The organism is Streptomyces sp. NRRL F-5122 (assembly GCF_001507435.1).
GTDB lineage: Bacteria > Actinomycetota > Actinomycetes > Streptomycetales > Streptomycetaceae > Streptomyces > Streptomyces lannensis.
Genome location: NZ_LMWH01000302.1, coordinates 210,333 through 227,777, shown reverse-complemented (window position 1 = coordinate 227,777; position 17,445 = coordinate 210,333). Strand labels below are relative to the sequence as shown.

Genomic DNA, 17,445 nt, shown 5'->3' with positions numbered 1-17,445 from the left:
GGCTGTTGCCCAAGGTGTTCGGTTTCACTCGTTCGAGACCGAGGAACTCCGCCACACCCTCGTCATAGGAACGCATCAGCTCCGCGTACACATCGGTGTCCACGGGCGTCTCACCGATCTCCACGAAGCCGTGCTTCCCGAAGAAGTCCACTTCGAAGGTGAGACAGAAAACGCGGCGAACGCCGAGCCAGCGGGCGGTTTGCAGCAACTTCTCCAGCAACTGATGCCCGGCACCCAGCCCTCTGGCCACAGGGTTCACCGCGAGAGTGCGGACTTCCGCAAGGTCTTCCCACATCACGTGCAGGGCGCCGCATCCCACGACCTCGCCGTTGTCGTCCCGTTCCGCCACCCAGAACTCCTGGATGTCCTCGTAAAGGGTCACCGTCGCTTTGTCGAGCAGGATGCCGCGCCGGACGTAGGCGTCGAGGAGGAGCCGGACGGCCGGGACATCGCTCGTCCTGGCCCGTCGAACGGTGATGGCTTTTGCGGTGACTTCGGGGCGCTCTGCTGCCATGACCGGACGCTATCGCCCGGTGGGGTCCTCGCTGGCGTCGGGGCTCTTCTCGTCCCGCATCTCGGCGGGGTTCTTGCCGGGGTTCCCCCCGGGCTTCTCGCCCTCGCTCCCCGCGGGAGCACCCGGGGGCACGGGGGATTCGGCGGATTCCGCCTCCGCGGGGGCCGTTTCGGTACCCGGGGGCTCCCAACTGGTCTCCGGGCCCTGCACGATCCGTACCGCATCCCTCAGCGCCTGCCGCTGTTCGTCGCTCATCATGCCGAAGAAGGCGACGAGCGCGGCGGCGGGGTTGTCGCTCTGCGACCAGGCGTCGTTCATCAGTGCGGCCGCGTAGGCGGCACGGGTGGAGACGGCCTCATATCGATAGGCGCGGCCTTCGGCCTCCCGGCGCACCCAGCCCTTCTGATGGAGATTGTCCAAAACGGTCATGACCGTCGTGTACGCGATGGAGCGCTCCTGCTGAAGGTCTTCCAGGACTTCTCGAACGGTCACCGGGCGGTTCCACTTCCACACCCGCGTCATGACCGCGTCTTCGAGTTCTCCCAATGGGCGAGGCACGTTCAGCACAATAGTGGGAGATGTCCCCCACGGCCCGTCGAACGAGCCCTTGACCCACGAAGAGCTACAAAAAGGGCGTACGACTCGAAAAGTCAGCGAGTCGTACGCCGGACGACGGAAGAGGACCCCGGTGTGCGGGTGCCGCTCGGGCGGGCCCCGGGGCGGGTCAGACCTCGGCGTCGCGGGTGGTCTTGCGGACGCTGTCCGCGCGTGCGAGCGCCGCGTCGACGGCCGCGTCCTCCTTGGCCTTGTTGGCGCCGCCCTGGGTCTTCACGATCACCCTGATGAGCCCGATGAAGAAGACGGCCATGACGACCGGGGGCACGAGCGCGGAGACGTAGTCCATGCGTCCAGGGTAGCCAGGGCCCGTCCCATGCATCCCGGTCGGGTCGGTGTCGCACGGATCGGGGCAGGTACGGCGCCCTCGGCGCGGGCTAGCCGACGGCGAGCTCCCGCTCCGCGTGCGGAGGCCCCGGCTTGCGCTTGGGCGGGAAGACCTCGCCCGGGGTCGGAATGGGGCGCGAGGGGCGCGGCGACTGCGGATCGGGGCGCGGGGCCGGCTTCTCCGGGCGTTCGGCGGGCTTCTCCCCGGGCTTGCGGGTCGGCTTCTCGACCGGCTCGTCCGCGCTCGCACGGCCGCCCGGGAGGGCAGTGAGGCGGGCACGCGAGGCGGGAATGGCCGCCCGGGGCGGGATGAGGTGCACACGCACGTCACGGTCGGCAAGGGCCCGGCAGCGGTCGAGGAGGGCCGCCGCGACGGGGGTGCCACGCAGTGCGCGCAGGGCGGCGAGATCGTCCGGAACCGGGCGGTAGCCCGCACGCAGGGCATCCTCCAGCAGGGCCAGATAGCCGGTGGAGGCACCGGGAAGGGCGGCCCGGTAGCGCACGAGATCCGCCAGCAGGAAGGCCCTCAGTCGGGCACCCTCCCGCACCGCCTCGTCGACTGAATCGGCGAGGCGGAGGCAGTCCTGGACGTCCTCGGCGGAAGCGGTGCAGGGGTGGAGGGCGAGGGCGAGGGCACGGCGGAGCACACGCAGCTCCTCCGCGCCGAACGCCAGGCCGCCACGGGATCCGTATGGCGTGGGCATGCGGCGACGCTACCGCTAATCGGACAAAATCGACCTAAAGGGGTGCCGTGTCGCTCTCCCGTTCCCTCAGGTGGGGGCGGGTAGGGCCCATCACCGCCGTCAGGAGCGCGCACGGTCGCCGGCGGACGCGTCGCGGCCACGCGGCGGACCGCGCACGCACCGCTCCGCGCCCCCGAAGCGGCGAGTGGTGCCCCCGTGACGCGCCCTACATGCGTGACACGTTGCGTTCGTACACCAGCCGCAGACCGATCAGCGTCAGCCAGGGCTCGTGCTCGTCGATCGCCGCGGCCTCGCCCAGGACCATCGGGGCCAGGCCGCCCGTCGCGATGACCGTGACGTCGTCCGGATCGTCCGCCAGTTCACGGGCCATCCGGCTCACCACGCCGTCGACCTGACCCGCGAAGCCGTACACGATGCCCGCCTGCATGGCCTCGACCGTGTTCTTGCCGATCACCGCGCGCGGCCGGGCCAGTTCGATCTTGCGGAGCTGGGCGCCCCGGACGCCCAGTGCCTCCACGGAGATCTCGATACCGGGGGCGATCACGCCACCGGTGTACTCGCCGCGCGCGGAGACCGCGTCGAAGGTCGTCGCCGTGCCGAAGTCGACGACGATCGCCGGACCGCCGTAGAGCTCGACCGCCGCCACCGCGTTGATGATGCGGTCGGCCCCGACCTCCTTCGGGTTGTCCATCAGGATCGGGACGCCCGTCTTGATGCCGGGTTCCACCAGGACCGCGGGCACGTCGCCGTAGTAGCGGCGGGTGACCTCGCGCAGCTCGTGCAGCACGGACGGGACCGTGGAGCAGATCGCGATGCCGTCGATGCCGTCGCCCAGTTCCTCACCGAGGAGGGGGTGCATGCCCATGAGCCCCTGGAGGAGCACCGCAAGCTCGTCCGCCGTGCGGCGCGCGTCCGTGGAGATGCGCCAGTGCTCGACGATGTCCTCGCCGTCGAACAGACCCAGAACCGTGTGCGTGTTGCCTACGTCGATGGTCAGCAGCATGGGTACCTACTCCGCCGCTCTCAGGTCCAGGCCGATGTCCAGGATCGGGGACGAGTGGGTCAGCGCTCCGACCGCCAGGAAGTCGACGCCCGTGTCCGCGTACGCCCTGGCGTTCTCCAGGGTGAGCCGGCCCGAGGCCTCGAGGAGGGCCCGGCCGTCGACGATGGCCACCGCCTCCTCGCACTCCCCCGGTGTGAAGTTGTCCAGCAGGATCAGGTCGGCGCCCGCGTCGACGACCTCGCGCAGCTGGTGCAGGGTGTCGACCTCGACCTCGATGGCCACGTCCGGGAACATCTTGCGGACCGCCTGGAAGGCCTGCGCCACCCCGCCGGCCGCCACGACGTGGTTGTCCTTGACCAGCGCCGCGTCCGACAGGGACATGCGGTGGTTGACTCCGCCGCCGCAGCGGACCGCGAACTTCTCCAGGGACCGCAGACCCGGCGTCGTCTTGCGGGTGTCCCGCACGCGCGTCCCGGTGCCCTCCAGGGCGTCCGCCCACGCGCGCGTCGCCGTCGCGATGCCGGACAGCCGGCACAGGAGGTTCAGCGCGCTGCGCTCGGCGGTGAGCAGATCACGGGTGAGTGCGGTGACCGTCAGCAGCTTCTGACCGGCCTCCACCCGCTCCCCGTCGTCCACATGGCGCTCGACCTCGAACTCCTCCGAGCAGACCACCGAGATGACCGCCTCGGCCACTCTCAGGCCTGCCGCGACGCCGGCCTCGCGCGCGGTGAAGTCGCCCGTGGCGACCGCGTCCTCGGGGATCGTCGCGACCGTGGTCACGTCCACGCCGTGCGCCAGGTCCTCCTGGATGGCGACGTTGGCGATGTCCTCGACCTCCAGTGGGTCGAGCCCGGCGTCGGCCAGGATCTGGGCGAGCGCGGGGTCGAGCCCGCACTCCAGGTACTCCTCGTCGCCGTCCGCGCCGCAGGCACAGCCGTCGCCGCAGCCGCCGCTCGGGACGAGGGGAAGGTCGGGGGTGCTCACTTCTGTCACTGCTCCTGGGAATGCATGGCGGTGCCCGCTGCCCGGACCGGGCCGAGGGCTTGGGGGAGGGTCGGGGGGAAGTCTGCGGTGTCGGTGGTGCGTACGGCCAGCGTCCGGTCCGGGTTCAGTGTCACGACGATGTGGCGGCGCCAGTCGGTGTCGTCACGGTCGGCGTGGTCCTCGCGCCAGTGGCAGCCACGGGTCTCCGCACGCAGCAGGGCCCCGGCGACCAGGACCCGGGCGACGCACAGGAGGTTGGTGGCCTCCCAGGTGTCGACGCCGGGCTCGGAGGTCTTGCCGTTCTCCTCGAGGGCGTCGCGCGCGTCGCTGTGCAGCCGGTGGAGGCGGTCGCTCGCCCCCTGGAGCGAGCGCGCGGACCTGAGCACTCCGGCTCCGTCCGTCATGATCCGCTGAATGGCGAAGCGGTCCTCCGGGGCGAGCAGGGGCTGCGCGGGCTTCTCCGGGTGCGGGACCGGTTCGGGCACGCGCGCGTGCAGCCCGCCCTCCGTCCGGCCGCGCGCGATGTCCGCCGCGATGCGCTCGGCGTAGACGAGGCCCTCCAGAAGGGAGTTGGAGGCCAGCCGGTTCGCGCCGTGGACGCCCGTGCAGGCGACCTCGCCGCACGCGTACAGGCCCGGCACGGTCGTCCTGCCCCGGGAGTCGGTGCGTACGCCGCCGGAGGCGTAGTGGGCGGCCGGGGCGACCGGGACGGGCTCGGTGACGGGGTCGATGCCGTGGGTGCGGCAGGCGGCGAGGATCGTCGGGAAGCGGTGCTCCCACATCTCGGCGCCGAAGTGCCGGGCGTCGAGGAACATGTGCTCCGCGCCCTGCTCCTGCATACGGCGCATGATGCCCTTGGCGACGATGTCCCTGGGCGCCAGTTCGGCCAGCTCGTGCTGCCCGACCATGAAGCGCACACCGTCCGCGTCCACGAGGTGGGCGCCCTCCCCGCGCACCGCCTCGGAGACCAGCGGCTGCTGGCCCTCCGCGTCCGGGCCGAGGAAGAGCACCGTGGGGTGGAACTGCACGAACTCCAGGTCGCTGACCTCCGCCCCGGCCCGCAGTGCGAGCGCCACACCGTCGCCCGTCGACACCGAGGGGTTGGTGGTCGCGGAGAAGACCTGGCCCATCCCGCCGGTCGCGAGGACCACGGCGGGGGCGAGGACGGCGCCGACGCCGTCGTGCTGGCCCTCGCCCATGACGTGCAGGGTCACGCCCGCGGTGCGGCCCTCGACGTCGGTCAGCAGATCGAGCACCAGCGCGTTCTCGATCGTGCGCAGCCCACGCGCGCGTACGGCCTCGACCAGGGCCCGGGAGATCTCGGCGCCGGTCGCGTCACCGCCCGCGTGCGCGATACGGCGGCGGTGGTGGCCGCCCTCGCGGGTGAGCTCGATACCGCCCGCGCCGTCGGTGTCGAAGTGGGCGCCGGTGGAGATGAGCCGGCGCACCGCGTCCGGGCCCTCGGTGACCAGGATGCGCACCGCCTCCTCGTCGCACAGGCCCGCTCCCGCCACCAGGGTGTCCTCGAGGTGCTGTTCGGGGGTGTCGCCCTCGCCCAGGGCCGCCGCGATGCCTCCCTGCGCCCAGCGGGTGGAGCCGTCGTCCAGGCGTGCCTTGGTGACCACGACCGTCCTCAGTCCCGCCGCCTCGCAGCGCAGCGCCGCGGTGAGGCCCGCGACGCCGGACCCGACGACCACGACGTCCGCGGGGATGGACCAGCCCGGTTCGGGTGCGTGCAGTCGTATGCCTGTGCTCGTCACGAGGCGGCTCCGTAGGGGTCGACGGGCTCGGGTGCTCCGAAGGAGAGAGGGAGGTTGTCGATCAGCCGGGTCGTCCCGACCCGGGCGGCGACGGCGAGGACCGCTTCGCCGGTGAAGTCGTCGGAGATCTCGGTGAAGTCCGAGGGATCGACCAGGGCCAGGTAGTCCAGGACGAGCGGCGGGTCCAGACGTGCCGCCTCGTCGAGGACGAGCCTGGCGGCGGCACGCACCGCGGAGGGACCACCGGGCACGGCCTTCGCGACCGCGTGCGCGTCGGCGGCGGCACGCGACTCGCCCAGTGCGCTCAGGGCCTCGGCGCGTGCGTGCGTGGAGGGCACCTCGCGGGCACGCGCGCGCAGCGCCTCCTGCGCGGCGTGCCGGTCCCGGCCCGCGAACAGGGCGCGGGAGAGGGTGAGGGCGGTGTACCGCTCGTCGGGCGCCAGATAGCGGTTGCGGCTGGACAGGGCCAGGCCGTCGTCCTCGCGCACGGTGGGCACCCCGACGATCTCCACGCGAAAGTTCAGGTCGCGCACCATCCGGCGGATCAGGGCGAGCTGCTGGGCGTCCTTCTGCCCGTACAGGGCCACATCGGGACGGGTGAGATGCAGAAGCTTGGCGACGACGGTGAGCATGCCGTCGAAGTGGCCGGGGCGGGAGGCGCCTTCGAGCCGCTCCCCCATGGGCCCCGCCGAGATCCGTATCCGGGGCTCGCCACCGGGATAGACCTCGTCCACGGAAGGGGCGAACACCACGTCCGCGCCGGACTGCTCGGCGATCTTCAGATCGGCGTCCAGGGTCCGGGGGTAGCGGTCGAGGTCCTCCCCCTCGCCGAACTGCAGCGGATTGACGAAGACGGTGACGACGACCTCGCCCTCGTCCCCGGCGATCGAACGGGCGTCGCGGATCAGGGTGGCATGGCCCTCGTGCAGCGCGCCCATGGTCATCACGACGGTACGGCGGCCGTGCCGCACGCGCGCGTGCAGTTCGTCGGCGGTGTGCAGCAGGGTGGTCATCGGGCGCTCCCCTCGGTCCCGTTGGCGAGTACCCCGAGAAGGTCCTCCGCCAGCTCGGGCTTCAGCAGACCGTGGGCCAGGGCCCGGTCGGCGGTCGCGCGGGCCATCGCCAGATAGCCGGCGACGGCGCCCGGGGAGTGCTTGCGCAACTCGGCGACGTGCGCGGCGACCGTGCCCGCGTCGCCGCGCGCGACCGGACCGGTCAGGGCCGCGTCGCCGGAGCGCAGGGCGTTGTCGAGGGCGGCGCCGAGCAGCGGGCCGAGCATGCGGTCGGGGGCCTCGACGCCCGCCGAGCGCAGCAGCTCCATGGACTGGGCGACCAGCGTGACCAGGTGGTTGGCGCCGAGGGCCAGGGCCGCGTGATAGAGCGGCCGCATGTCCTCGGCGATCCACTCCGGCTCGCCGCCCATCTCGATCACGAGCGCCTCGGCGGCCAGCCGCAGCTCCTCGGGCGCCGTGACCCCGAAGGAGCACCCGGCCAGGCGCTGCACGTCCACCGGGGTGCCGGTGAAGGTCATCGCGGGATGGAGCGCGAGCGGCAGTGCTCCGGCCCGCAGGGCGGGGTCGAGCACCTTGGCGCCGTACCGTCCGGAGGTGTGCACGAGCAGATGGCCGGGCCGTACGGCTCCGGTCTCGACCAGTCCCTCCACGAGCCGGGGCAGCGCGTCGTCCGGCACGGTCAGCAGGACCAGGTCGGCGCGCTCCAGGACGTCGGCGGGTGGGACGACCGGCACGTCCGGAAGCATCACCGCGGCCCGGCGGCGGGAGGTGTCGGAGACACCGGAGACGGCGACCGGGCGGTGCCCGGCGAGCTGCAGCGAGGCGGCGAGCGCGGGCCCGACACGGCCGGCGCCGACCACGCCCACGGTGAGCCGCGCGGGGCGGTCCTTCGGGTCCGGTTGTTGGAATGTACTCACTCGACGGTGGCCTTCCCGTTCCAGTCCGCTCCGGGTACCGGACGATTTCTCGTCATGTTAACGCGATTGGGTCCCGGGCCGTTCGGGCCGTCCACAGGCTGTGGGTTTTCGCAGGTCGCGCGGGGCGAGGAAATCGGGGGTGACCGGCGACGCCTGCGCACGGCATGATCCGGGCGTGAGGACGAGGTGACGAGGGCGGACGGGAACATGACGCAGACGACGGACGGGAGCCGGGTTCCGGCGGCAGGGCAGAGGGGACCGGGGCCGGCCCCCGCTCCCGACGAACCGGAGGAGCGGCCGACCCCGGCCGCCGACGAGCCGGGCCGCCTGCGGCGCGAGCGCCGGGCCGCCGCCCTCAGGAGCGCGGACCACGTCCTGGCACGTCCGGGCATGCTCGGGACGCTCCGCGAGCGGCTGGCGCTGCTGGACGGCGTGCAGGACCTCTACGACCTGGACGAGAGCGCCGACATCTACGGCTCCGGGGTCGTCGAGGCGCTGGAGGCGAAGGTCGCCCGGCTACTCGGCAAGGAGGCCGCCGCCTTCTTCCCGACAGGCACGATGGCCCAGCAGGTGGCCCTGCGCTGCTGGGCGGGACGCACCGGCAACCCCACCGTGGCCCTGCACGCGCTCGCCCACCCCGAAGTGCACGAGCGAAAGGCGTTCAGCGAGGTCAGCGCCCTGCGCCCGGTACAGGTGACGAGCGAGCCGCGGCTGCCGACCGCCGACGAGGTCCGCGACTTCGAGGAGCCCTTCGGCGCTCTGATGCTGGAGCTCCCCCTCAGGGACGCGGGATTTTTGCTCCCGACCTTCGAGGAGCTGACGGAGGTCGTCCGGGCCGCGCGCGAGCGGGACGCGGTGGTGCACTTCGACGGCGCGCGCCTGTGGGAGACCGAGGTCCACTTCGGCCGCCCGCTGGACGAGATCGCGGAGCTCGCGGACAGCGTCTATGTGTCGTTCTACAAGTCCCTCGACGGGTTCGGCGGCGCGGCGGTGGCGGGTCCCAGGACGTTCGTGGAGGAGGCGAAGACCTGGCGGCACCGCTACGGAGGTCTCGTCTTCCAGCAGTTCCCCACGGTGCTGTCGGCCCTCGCCGGCCTGGAGCGGCAGCTGCCCCGCCTGCCGGAGTACGTGCGGCACGCGCGCGTGGTCGCCGCGGCGCTGCGCGAGGGGTTCGCCGCGGCCGGGGTGCCGTGGGCCCGGGTGTTCCCCGAGGAGCCGCACACCCATGAGTTCCAGGTCTGGCTGCCCCACGACCCGGACACCCTCGCGGAGGCCGCCGTACGGCAGGGCGAGGAGACCGGCAGGCTCCTGTTCGCCGGCGCCTGGCGCCGCGGCGGTCCGGGCCTCGCCCTGACGGAGGTCTCCGTACGGGCCGAGGGTCTGGCCTGGACGGCGGACGACGTGAGGGCGGCGGTGAGCGACTTCGTGGAGCGGTTGCCGGCGGCCGGGAGCTAGGGTCTGCCGTTCGGATCGGGCCGGCGTGGCGGGGCGGACAGGAATCCGTAGGCTGCGCGGTTGCCCCGGTGGCACCGGGTCGGCGGTCGTCGGGGCCCGGCGTCGCACCGATTGACGAGCACCGTCAAGCGAAGGCCGCGATGTCGGTGACACGGTGCACCATGAGGTCATGAGCGTGGACATCGACATCACCGGGCTGCGGCCGGAGCAGATCGCCGTGGTGGCCTCACCCCTGGCCGAGCTCGGGATGGCCCTCCACGCGCTGTCCGAGCCCGGTCACCATCCGGGGCTCCAGGGCTGGGCGACCACGGTGACCGCCGGACTCGACTCGCATCTCGCCGACCGCATGTCCGAAGCCGACTTCCTGTGGCGCACGACGTACTCGGACCTCTTCCTTCCGTACGCGGGCATACCCGGCCGGTGCACGCTCCCCGGTGCCGGCCTCGCCGAGGACCTGGACCTGCTGGACAAGCTCAGCGACGAGCAGTTCGTGGACGCGGCGCTCGAGTTCACGTGCGCGCTGCCGTACAGCGTGCCCGGCCCGGCCGCGCTCGCCGACGCGGAAGCCCGCCGGCGGGCCCTGGAGCTGGCCGCCGCCCGCGGACCGCAGCAGCTGCGCTTCACCGAGCGTCTGCTGGCCGACCCGCCGCGGACCCGGGCCTGGCTGCGGCAGTTCCTGGAGGACTGCGACGCTGCCTTCTTCGCGGACACCTGGTCCCGGCTGCGGCACCAGCTCGCGGCGGACGCCCGCCACAAGACGGACCTGCTGCGCCGCAAGGGCCTGGCGGAGGCACTGGCGTCGGTGTCCTCCGCGGTGACCCTCGACGAGGGTGGGGCCCGGATCGTCGTCGACAAACTCGGCAGCGGCCGCAGCGCCACGATGGACGGCGGCCTGCTGCTCGTCCCGACCAGTCTCGGCCGGCCGCACCTGATGGTGCTGCACCGTTACGGCTGGCAGCCCGTGCTGCACTACCCGGTCAGCCACCCGGAGCCGGCCGCCCCGCCGTCGGTGGAGCAGCTGACCCTGCGGCTGGCGGCCCTGTCCCACCCGACGCGGATGCGCATGTGCCGCAGTCTGGCCCGCAGCGCCTTCACCACGGGCGAGCTGGCCCAGATCCACGGCATGACGGCACCCGAGATATCCCGGCACCTCAGCGCCCTGAAGAAGGCGGGCCTGCTCACCACCCGCCGCCGCGGCCGGTACGTCCTGCACCAGCTGGACGTGGCCGCGGTGGCCCGGCTGGGCAGCGACTTCCTGGAGGGACTCCTGCGGTAGCCGCCGCGCGACGGGGCGCTCAGTCGAAGCGGATGTGCCGGAGCCCGACCTTCGCCTGCCGCAGCCGGGTGCGCAGGGGCCCGTCGTTGTTGGGTCCGAGCGTGAGCCCCGCCAGCACGGCGATCCGGTCCGCCGTCTTCGGCACCGTGGAGTGGTCCGTCCACAGGTGCTCGGCGAACTCGGGTTCGCGCAGCCGCTCGAGGCAGTGGTCCAGCTGCTGGACGGCCCAGCTCTCCCTGCGCAACGTGGATCCCTTGCCTGCGACGTACTGCAGGACGTGCCCGAAGCCGCGCTCCCGCAGCCGCTCCAGCACGGTCTCGCGCTGTGCGAGCAGTGCGAAGTGCCGAACGTCGTGGCCCAGTTCGCGCAGCCGCCCGATCGTCTCCGCGAAGTAGTCCGGGTCCGTGACCGTCATGGGGACGATGACCACACCGTCGTGCTCGGTCAGCGTCAGATCGAGCACCTCGACCACGCCCTGCCGCCAGGACGCCAGGTCCTGGAAGTCCCCGCGCAGTTCGGGCGGCAGCATGCGGCGCAGTCCGAATCCGGCATCCTCCGGATCGCAGATGACGCTGCCGGGCAGACGCCTGCGTATCTCGTGTGCGGTCTGTGTCTTGCCGCCCCCGAAGGGGCCGTTGATCCACAGGAGCATGCGCCGACCCTAGTGGTCGCCGGTGTCTTGGCGACCACACGGTGGCTCAACCGTGTCCGCCCGCTCGTACGAGACCGGTCTCGTAGGCGAGGACGACCACCTGCACCCGGTCCCTGAGCCCCAGTTTCGTCAGGATGCGCCCGACATGGGTCTTCACGGTCGCCTCCGACAGCACGAGCCGGGCCGCGATCTCCCCGTTCGACAGGCCCTGCGCGACCAGCACCATGACCTCGCGTTCGCGGTCGGTGAGCCGTTCCAGCTCCTTGTGCCGGGGCTCGGTGGTGCCGCCCGGCAGCATCGGCGCGAACCGGTCGAGAAGCCGGCGGGTGGTGGACGGCGCGACCACGGCGTCCCCGCTGTGCACCGCGCGGATGGCGGCGAGCAGTTCGCCCGGCGGCACGTCCTTGAGCATGAACCCGGAGGCGCCCGCCTTCAGCCCGGAGAACGCGTACTCGTCGAGGTCGAAGGTGGTCAGGATCAGCACCTTCGGCGGGTTGGGCTCCGAGCAGATGCGGCGGGTGGTCTCCACACCGTCCAGCTTCGGCATGCGCACATCCATCAGGACCACGTCCACCTCGGTGGCGCGCAGCACCTGGAGGGCCTCGACGCCGTCGCCCGCCTCCGCGACGACCTCCATGTCCGGCTGGGCGGCCAGCACCATCCGGAACCCGGTGCGCAGCAGCACCTGGTCGTCGACGAGCATCACGCGGATCGGCATGGGGGTCCTCCGGTCGAACTTCAGCGGGTCGTGGGCGGGCGGTCGAGGGTGCACGTGTCAATGGGCCGGTTTGAGCGGCAGCAGGACGCTGATGCGGAAGCCTCCCCCGGGCCGGGGGCCCGCGTCCAGGGTCCCGCCGACCATGCCCACCCGCTCGCGCATGCCGATCAGGCCGTGGCCCTGCCCGTCGGCGCCGCCCTCCTCGTACAGTTCGTGCGGGGCGCCCTTGCCGTCGTCCTCGACGAGCAGCCCGAGGCCGTCGTCGAAATAGACCAGGCGCACGCTGGCGCCCGCGTTGGGCCCGCCGTGCTTGCGCGTGTTGGTGAGCGCCTCCTGGACGATGCGGTACGCCGTGAGCTCCACGCCGCTGGGCAGCTGACGCGGGGTGCCCTCCACCTTGAAGTCCACGGGCAGGCCCGAGTTGCGGCACTGCTCGACGAGCTCGTCGATCTGCTCGACGTCGGGCTGCGGAACGTACTCCCCGGCCTCCTTGTGCTCGCCGGTGCGCAGCACGCCGAGCAGGCGGCGCATCTCGGCGAGGGCCTGCCGGCCCGTCCCCGAGATCGTCTCCAGGGCCTTCTTCGCCTGGTCGGGGGCGGTGTCGAGGACGTACGCCGCGCCGTCCGCCTGCACCACCATCACCGAGACGTTGTGGGCGACCACGTCGTGCAGCTCGCGGGCGATACGGGCGCGCTCCGCGGCGACCGCGACCTTGGACTGCGCCTCGCGCTCCTTCTCCAGCCGGGCGGCACGTTCCTCCAGCTGGGCGAGGTACGCGCGGCGCGTGCGCAGCGAGTCCCCGAGGACCCACGCGAGGGCGAAGGGCACGGTCTTGAAGACCGCTATGGCGATGTTGCCCAGGACGCTCGTGCGCTCCTCCGGCCAGCGCATCTGGGCGAGGGTCCCGGCCACCAGGCCGGCGACCAGGCCGACGCGTGAGGCCCAGGCGGCGCCGTCCGCGGCGACCGTGTAGATGATCACCAGCATGGCGAAGTCGGCGATGATCGCCTGCTGGTCGAGCACCAGCTGCGCCAGCCCCATCGCCGCGGCCACCAGAAGCATCTTCTCGGGCATACGGCGGCGCAGCGCGACGACCGTGCAGAGCACGGCGGTGACCGTGAGCGCGACGGGGAGCGATCCGTGGTAGTTGGGCGCCCCGTCGAGGTTCGTCACGCTCACGCAGGAGAGCCCGAACAGGACGACGGCCCAGAAGCCGTCGACCCACGTCGGGTGCCTGCGGAGGAAGTCATAGAGGCGCTGCACGTAACCCAGCGTAGGGAAGCGCACTGCGTGCATGGGTCAACCGGAGGGCCGATCCCGGGCGGACACGTGTACTCCGCAAGGTGGATGCTCCGTGATCCCGGACGGCTGGAGATGCGCGGATACCGGACGGCCGGAGGTGCGCACGCCCGGGGCGCGGGTCGCGCGCGCCGAGCGCGTACGGCCGCGCCGGTGTCCGCACCCGCCCGCGCCCCGCCTAGCCTGGCCCGGTGGCACACGAGGGCGACGGCGAGTGGCGTGGATGGCGGGCGGCTGCCGAGCAGGCGCTGTACGGGGCGAACGGGTTCTACCGGCGGCCCGAGGGACCTGCGGGGCACTTCCGTACCTCCGTGCACGCCTCACCGCTCTTCGCCGGCGCCGTGGCCCGGCTGCTGTGCCGGGTCGACGAGGCCCTGGGGCATCCCGCCGTACTGACGTTCGTGGACATGGCGGCCGGCCGGGGCGAGCTGGTCACCGGCGTCCTGGCCGCGCTGCCCCCGGACGTGGCCGCCCGCACGCGTGCGTGCGCCGTGGACGTCAGCGGCCGCCCCGACGGCCTCGACCCCGCGATCGAGTGGCTCGACGAGCCCCCGACGCAGATCACCGGACTGCTGTTCGCCAACGAGTGGCTCGACAATGTGCCGCTCGAGGTCGTGGAGGCGGGACCCGACGGGGTGGCCCGGCTGGTCCTCGTACGCGAGGACGGCACCGAGCTCCTCGGGGAGCCGGTGCAGGGCGCGCAGGCAGACTGGCTGGAGCGCTGGTGGCCGCTGTCCGCCGAGGGGTGCCGCGCCGAGATCGGCCTCCCCAGGGACACCGCCTGGTCCGCCGCGGTCGCCACCGTCGGCCGTGGGCTCGCCGTCGCCGTCGACTATGCGCACCGCGCGGGCGCCCGGCCGCCCTTCGGAACGCTCACCGGATTCCGCGAAGGCCGGGAGACCACCCCCGTGCCGGACGGGTCCTGCGACATCACCGCACATGTGGCACTGGACGCGTGCGCCCTGCCCGGGGCTCGGCTGCTGACCCAGCGTGCGGCCCTGCACGCCCTCGGGATCTCCGGCGAACGCCCCCCGCTGACGCTCGCCTCGACGCATCCGACGGCCTATGTGCACGCCCTCGCGCAGGCCGGGGCGGCCGCCGAACTCACCGCCTCCGGCGGCCTCGGCGACTTCGGCTGGCTGCTCCAGCCCGTCGGGCTCCCGGAGACCTCTCTCGGGGGGCTACTTGTCGATGTCCCCGACCACGAAGAACATTGACCCCAGGATGGCCACCATGTCGGCGACCAGCGTCCCCGGCAGCAGCTCGGTGAGCACCTGGATGTTGTTGTACGAGGCGGAGCGCAGCTTGAGCCGGTACGGCGTCTTGTCGCCCTTGCTGACCAGGTAGTAACCGTTGATGCCGAGCGGGTTCTCGGTCCAGGCGTAGGTGTGGCCCTCGGGAGCCTTGAGCACCTTGGGCAGCCGCTGGTTGATCGGCCCCGGCGGCAGCTCGGCCAGCCGGTCCAGACAGGCGTCGGCCAGGTCGAGCGCGTTGTGCGTCTGCTCCAGAAGGCACTCGAAGCGGGCCAGGCAGTCGCCCTCCTGGCGGGTGACCACCTTCAGCGTGCCCTGGAGCTCCGGATAGGCCAGGTACGGCTCGTCGCGGCGCAGGTCGAAGTCCACGCCGGAGGCGCGCGCGATCGGCCCGCTCACCCCGTACGCGTGCACGGCCCGCGGTGCGAGGACGCCCACACCGCGCGTACGGCCACGGAAGATCTCGTTGCCGAGCACGAGGTCGTCGAACCGGTCCATGCGCGAGCGCACATCGGCGACGACGGTACGGGCGCGTTCCGTCCAGCCCGCGGGCAGATCCTCCTTCAGGCCGCCCACCCGGTTGAACATGTAGTGCATACGCCCGCCGGAGATCTCCTCCATGACGTGCTGGAGTTCCTCGCGCTCGGAGAAGGCGTAGAAGATCGGGGTGATCCCGCCCAGTTCCAGCGGGTACGAGCCGAGAAACATCAGATGGTTCAGGACCCGGTTGAGCTCCGCGAGGAGTGTGCGCATCCACACCGCGCGCTCGGGGACCTCCATGCCGAGCATCCGTTCCACGGCGAGCACCACGCCCAGCTCGTTCGAGAAGGCGGACAGCCAGTCGTGGCGGTTGGCGAGCATGACGATCTGGCGGTAGTCGCGCGCTTCGAACAGCTTCTCCGCACCGCGGTGCATATAGCCGATGACCGGCTCCGCATGCGTGATCCGCTCTCCGTCCAGCACGAGCCGCAACCGCAGCACACCGTGCGTGGAGGGATGCTGGGGCCCGATGTTGAGCACCATGTCGGTGCTCTCCGCGGCGCCGCCGATCCCGACCATGGTCTCCGTCGTAGGAGTCATGGACACAGTCTCTCGTACGTACGCTTGCGGCATGGAGATGGGGAGTGTGGGGACGGCCGCCGAGCCCGCCTGGACCGGGCTGCCGCCGGGACTGCTGCGGATGCGGCGGCTGCTGCTGGTGGTGTGGCTGGGACTGCTGACCGCGGCCGTGGGACTGCTCCCGGGGTTGTTCGCCGGGCCGGTCTGGGCGCTGCTGGCGCTGCCGCCGCTGGCTCTGCTGCTGTGGGGCTGGGTCATGCTGGGCCGCAACTGGCGGTCCTGGCGCTACGCCGAGCGGGCCGACGACCTGCTGATCAGCCGGGGCGTGCTGTGGCGGGAGGAGACGGTGGTGCCGTACGGGCGCATGCAGCTCGTCGAGGTCACCTCCGGGCCCGTGGAGCGGCACTTCGGGCTGGCGAGCGTGCAGCTGCACACGGCCGCGGCGGCGACCGACGCCACCATTCCGGGCCTGGAACCGGCCGAGGCGGAACGGCTGCGGGACCGGCTGACCGCGCTCGGCGAGGCCCGGTCGGCGGGGCTGTGAGCACGCCCGCGGCAGAGCCCGCCATATCCCGACCGCACGAGGCGGCCGAGCGACGGCTGCACCCCGTGACGCCGCTGCGGCGCGCCTGGGCACCGGTCACCGTGGTCGTCGGCTGGGCCGTGCACGATCCGGGACAGGCACAGAAGCAGCTGACGAAACTGACCGCGACCACACTCCTCGCAGGTCTCGCGGCACTCGTCCTGGCCGCCGCCCTGTACGGCTTTCTGACCTGGTGGTTCACACACTTCGCGGTGACCGAGACCGAACTGCGCATCCGCACGGGCCTGTTGTTCCGCCGCACGGCACACATACGTCTGGACCGGCTGCAGGCCGTCGACGTCACCCGGCCGCTGCTGGCCCGTATCGCCGGCGTCGCCAAGCTGAAACTGGACGTCATAGGCACCGCCAAGAAGGACGAACTCGCCTATCTCGGCGAGGCCGAGGCGCGGCGGCTGCGGGCCGAACTCCTCGCCCGCGCGGCCGGTTTCGCCCCTGCGACGGCGCACGAGGTGGGCGAGGCGCCGGCCCGCACACTGCTGCACGTGCCGCCGCGCATGCTGGCGGTCTCCCTGCTGCTCACCGGTGCGACATGGGGCCCGCTGGCGGCCGCGCTCGTCGTGCCGACGGTGCTGTGGTTCGTCACCCACAGCCTGTGGACGGTCTTCGCCGTCGGGGTGCCGCTCGCCGGCGCCGCCACGCGAAGCGCGGGTCGCTTCGCCACCTCCTACGACTGGACGGTGGGCGAGTCGCCGGACGGGCTCCGCATCGACCACGGCCTGCTCGACCGCGCCCACGAGACCGTGCCGCCGGGCCGGGTGCAGGCCGTGCGCATCGTGGAACCTCTGCTGTGGCGGCGGCGCGGCTGGGTGCACGTCAGGCTGGACGTGGCCGGCTCCTCCAACTCCGTGCTCGTGCCCGTCGCCCCGCGCGAGGCCGCCGAGGCGGTGATCGCCCGGGTGCTGCCCGGGGTGACCGTGCCGTCGTCGCTGTCCCGGCCGCCGCGCCGCGCGGGCTGGTGCGTCCCGTTCTGGTGGCGCGGCCACGGACTGGCCGTCACGGACACGGTCTTCGCCGCCCGGCGCGGCCTGCTGCGCCGCAGTCTTTCCCTGGTCCCCCATGCGAAGGTGCAGAGCGTACGGCTCACGCGGGGGCCCTGGGAGCGGCTTCTGAGGGTCGCCGACATCCATGTCGACACCGGTGCCAACAAGACGGTGACGGCGCGCCTTCGGGACGCCGAGGAGGCGCAGGCACTGTTGTACGCCCAGGCGGACCGGTCGCGCACCGGGCGCCGCGACGCCCGGCCGGACCGGTGGATGGCCTCCTAGACGAAGACGCGGACGGCGAAGGGCGGC

The 17,445-nt window shown here is 72.4% G+C and carries 18 protein-coding genes; 5 read left to right on the top strand and 13 right to left on the bottom strand.

Translation table 11 applies throughout. The features are described 5' to 3' along the window. The 9 genes from ADL25_RS44530 to ADL25_RS44490 all read right to left on the bottom strand — a co-directional run. On the bottom strand, positions 1-514 hold a 514-nt coding region (locus ADL25_RS44530), incomplete at its 3' end, for an amino-acid N-acetyltransferase (RefSeq protein WP_059133671.1). Between the two features lie 9 nt (positions 515-523). Beyond that, on the bottom strand, positions 524-1,036 hold the full coding sequence (locus tag ADL25_RS44525) for a BlaI/MecI/CopY family transcriptional regulator (protein ID WP_059133670.1): 513 nt from the start codon (positions 1,034-1,036) through the stop codon (positions 524-526). A gap of 202 nt (positions 1,037-1,238) precedes the next feature. Then, positions 1,239-1,418 (bottom strand): hypothetical protein, encoded by a 180-nt coding sequence (locus ADL25_RS44520; protein ID WP_059133669.1) that lies wholly within the window; start codon positions 1,416-1,418, stop codon positions 1,239-1,241. Between the two features lie 88 nt (positions 1,419-1,506). Continuing rightward, entirely contained in the window at positions 1,507-2,160 is a 654-nt protein-coding gene (locus ADL25_RS44515; protein WP_181923124.1) for a hypothetical protein, read from the bottom strand. Positions 2,161-2,365: 205 nt separating this feature from the next. Beyond that, positions 2,366-3,163: a type III pantothenate kinase gene (locus ADL25_RS44510; protein WP_059133668.1), complete on the bottom strand. Its 798-nt coding sequence runs from the start codon at positions 3,161-3,163 to the stop codon at positions 2,366-2,368. Positions 3,164-3,169: 6 nt separating this feature from the next. Further along, a complete protein-coding gene (nadC, locus tag ADL25_RS44505) occupies positions 3,170-4,147 on the bottom strand; it encodes a carboxylating nicotinate-nucleotide diphosphorylase (RefSeq protein WP_059133667.1) in 978 nt (325 codons plus the stop codon). 5 nt (positions 4,148-4,152) lie between these two features. Next, positions 4,153-5,907, bottom strand: a complete 1,755-nt coding sequence (locus tag ADL25_RS44500; RefSeq protein WP_059133666.1) for an L-aspartate oxidase — start codon at positions 5,905-5,907, stop codon at positions 4,153-4,155. Then, the gene (panC, locus tag ADL25_RS44495) at positions 5,904-6,920 is read right to left on the bottom strand and encodes a pantoate--beta-alanine ligase (RefSeq protein ID WP_059133665.1); all 1,017 of its coding nucleotides are present in this window, start codon (positions 6,918-6,920) and stop codon (positions 5,904-5,906) included. Before panC ends, ADL25_RS44500 begins: the two co-directional genes overlap by 4 nt. Further along, positions 6,917-7,837 carry a Rossmann-like and DUF2520 domain-containing protein gene (locus ADL25_RS44490; RefSeq protein WP_059133664.1) on the bottom strand — a complete coding sequence of 307 codons (921 nt, stop codon included), beginning with the start codon at positions 7,835-7,837 and terminating at the stop codon, positions 6,917-6,919. Before ADL25_RS44490 ends, panC begins: the two co-directional genes overlap by 4 nt. 207 nt (positions 7,838-8,044) lie before the next feature. Here ADL25_RS44490 and ADL25_RS44485 point away from each other — a divergent pair, with 207 nt between their 5' ends. Beyond that, the gene (locus ADL25_RS44485; RefSeq protein ID WP_059133663.1) at positions 8,045-9,292 is read left to right on the top strand and encodes a threonine aldolase family protein; all 1,248 of its coding nucleotides are present in this window, start codon (positions 8,045-8,047) and stop codon (positions 9,290-9,292) included. Positions 9,293-9,461: 169 nt separating this feature from the next. Continuing rightward, positions 9,462-10,568, top strand: coding sequence for a DUF5937 family protein (locus ADL25_RS44480; RefSeq protein ID WP_059133662.1), 1,107 nt, complete (start codon positions 9,462-9,464; stop codon positions 10,566-10,568). Between the two features lie 19 nt (positions 10,569-10,587). Here the strand turns inward: ADL25_RS44480 and ADL25_RS44475 are convergent, their stop codons facing one another. Genes ADL25_RS44475 through ADL25_RS44465 form a run of 3 tightly spaced genes read right to left on the bottom strand, consistent with a single transcriptional unit; the run spans position 10,588 to position 13,201 of the window. Next, the gene (locus ADL25_RS44475) at positions 10,588-11,220 is read right to left on the bottom strand and encodes an AAA family ATPase (protein WP_059133661.1); all 633 of its coding nucleotides are present in this window, start codon (positions 11,218-11,220) and stop codon (positions 10,588-10,590) included. A 46-nt stretch (positions 11,221-11,266) separates the two neighbouring features. After that, the gene (locus ADL25_RS44470) at positions 11,267-11,938 is read right to left on the bottom strand and encodes a response regulator (RefSeq protein WP_059133660.1); all 672 of its coding nucleotides are present in this window, start codon (positions 11,936-11,938) and stop codon (positions 11,267-11,269) included. A gap of 57 nt (positions 11,939-11,995) precedes the next feature. Continuing rightward, positions 11,996-13,201, bottom strand: a complete 1,206-nt coding sequence (locus tag ADL25_RS44465) for a sensor histidine kinase (protein ID WP_059133698.1) — start codon at positions 13,199-13,201, stop codon at positions 11,996-11,998. 227 nt (positions 13,202-13,428) lie between these two features. On the opposite strand from ADL25_RS44465, the gene ADL25_RS44460 reads away from it, so the two are divergent. Beyond that, positions 13,429-14,454 carry an SAM-dependent methyltransferase gene (locus ADL25_RS44460; RefSeq protein ID WP_059133659.1) on the top strand — a complete coding sequence of 342 codons (1,026 nt, stop codon included), beginning with the start codon at positions 13,429-13,431 and terminating at the stop codon, positions 14,452-14,454. Here ADL25_RS44460 and ADL25_RS44455 read toward each other — a convergent pair. Next, positions 14,419-15,570 (bottom strand): NADH-quinone oxidoreductase subunit D, encoded by a 1,152-nt coding sequence (locus ADL25_RS44455; protein WP_059133658.1) that lies wholly within the window; start codon positions 15,568-15,570, stop codon positions 14,419-14,421. The two genes, ADL25_RS44460 and ADL25_RS44455, sit on opposite strands and share 36 nt — an antisense overlap. Before the next feature lie 31 nt (positions 15,571-15,601). Between ADL25_RS44455 and ADL25_RS44450 the strand changes: the two genes are divergently transcribed. Together ADL25_RS44450 and ADL25_RS44445 are read left to right on the top strand one after the other, a co-directional pair. Beyond that, a complete protein-coding gene (locus ADL25_RS44450; protein ID WP_059133657.1) occupies positions 15,602-16,093 on the top strand; it encodes a PH domain-containing protein in 492 nt (163 codons plus the stop codon). After that, positions 16,090-17,418, top strand: coding sequence for a PH domain-containing protein (locus ADL25_RS44445; RefSeq protein ID WP_059133656.1), 1,329 nt, complete (start codon positions 16,090-16,092; stop codon positions 17,416-17,418). Before ADL25_RS44450 ends, ADL25_RS44445 begins: the two co-directional genes overlap by 4 nt. Positions 17,419-17,445: the final 27 nt, after the last annotated feature.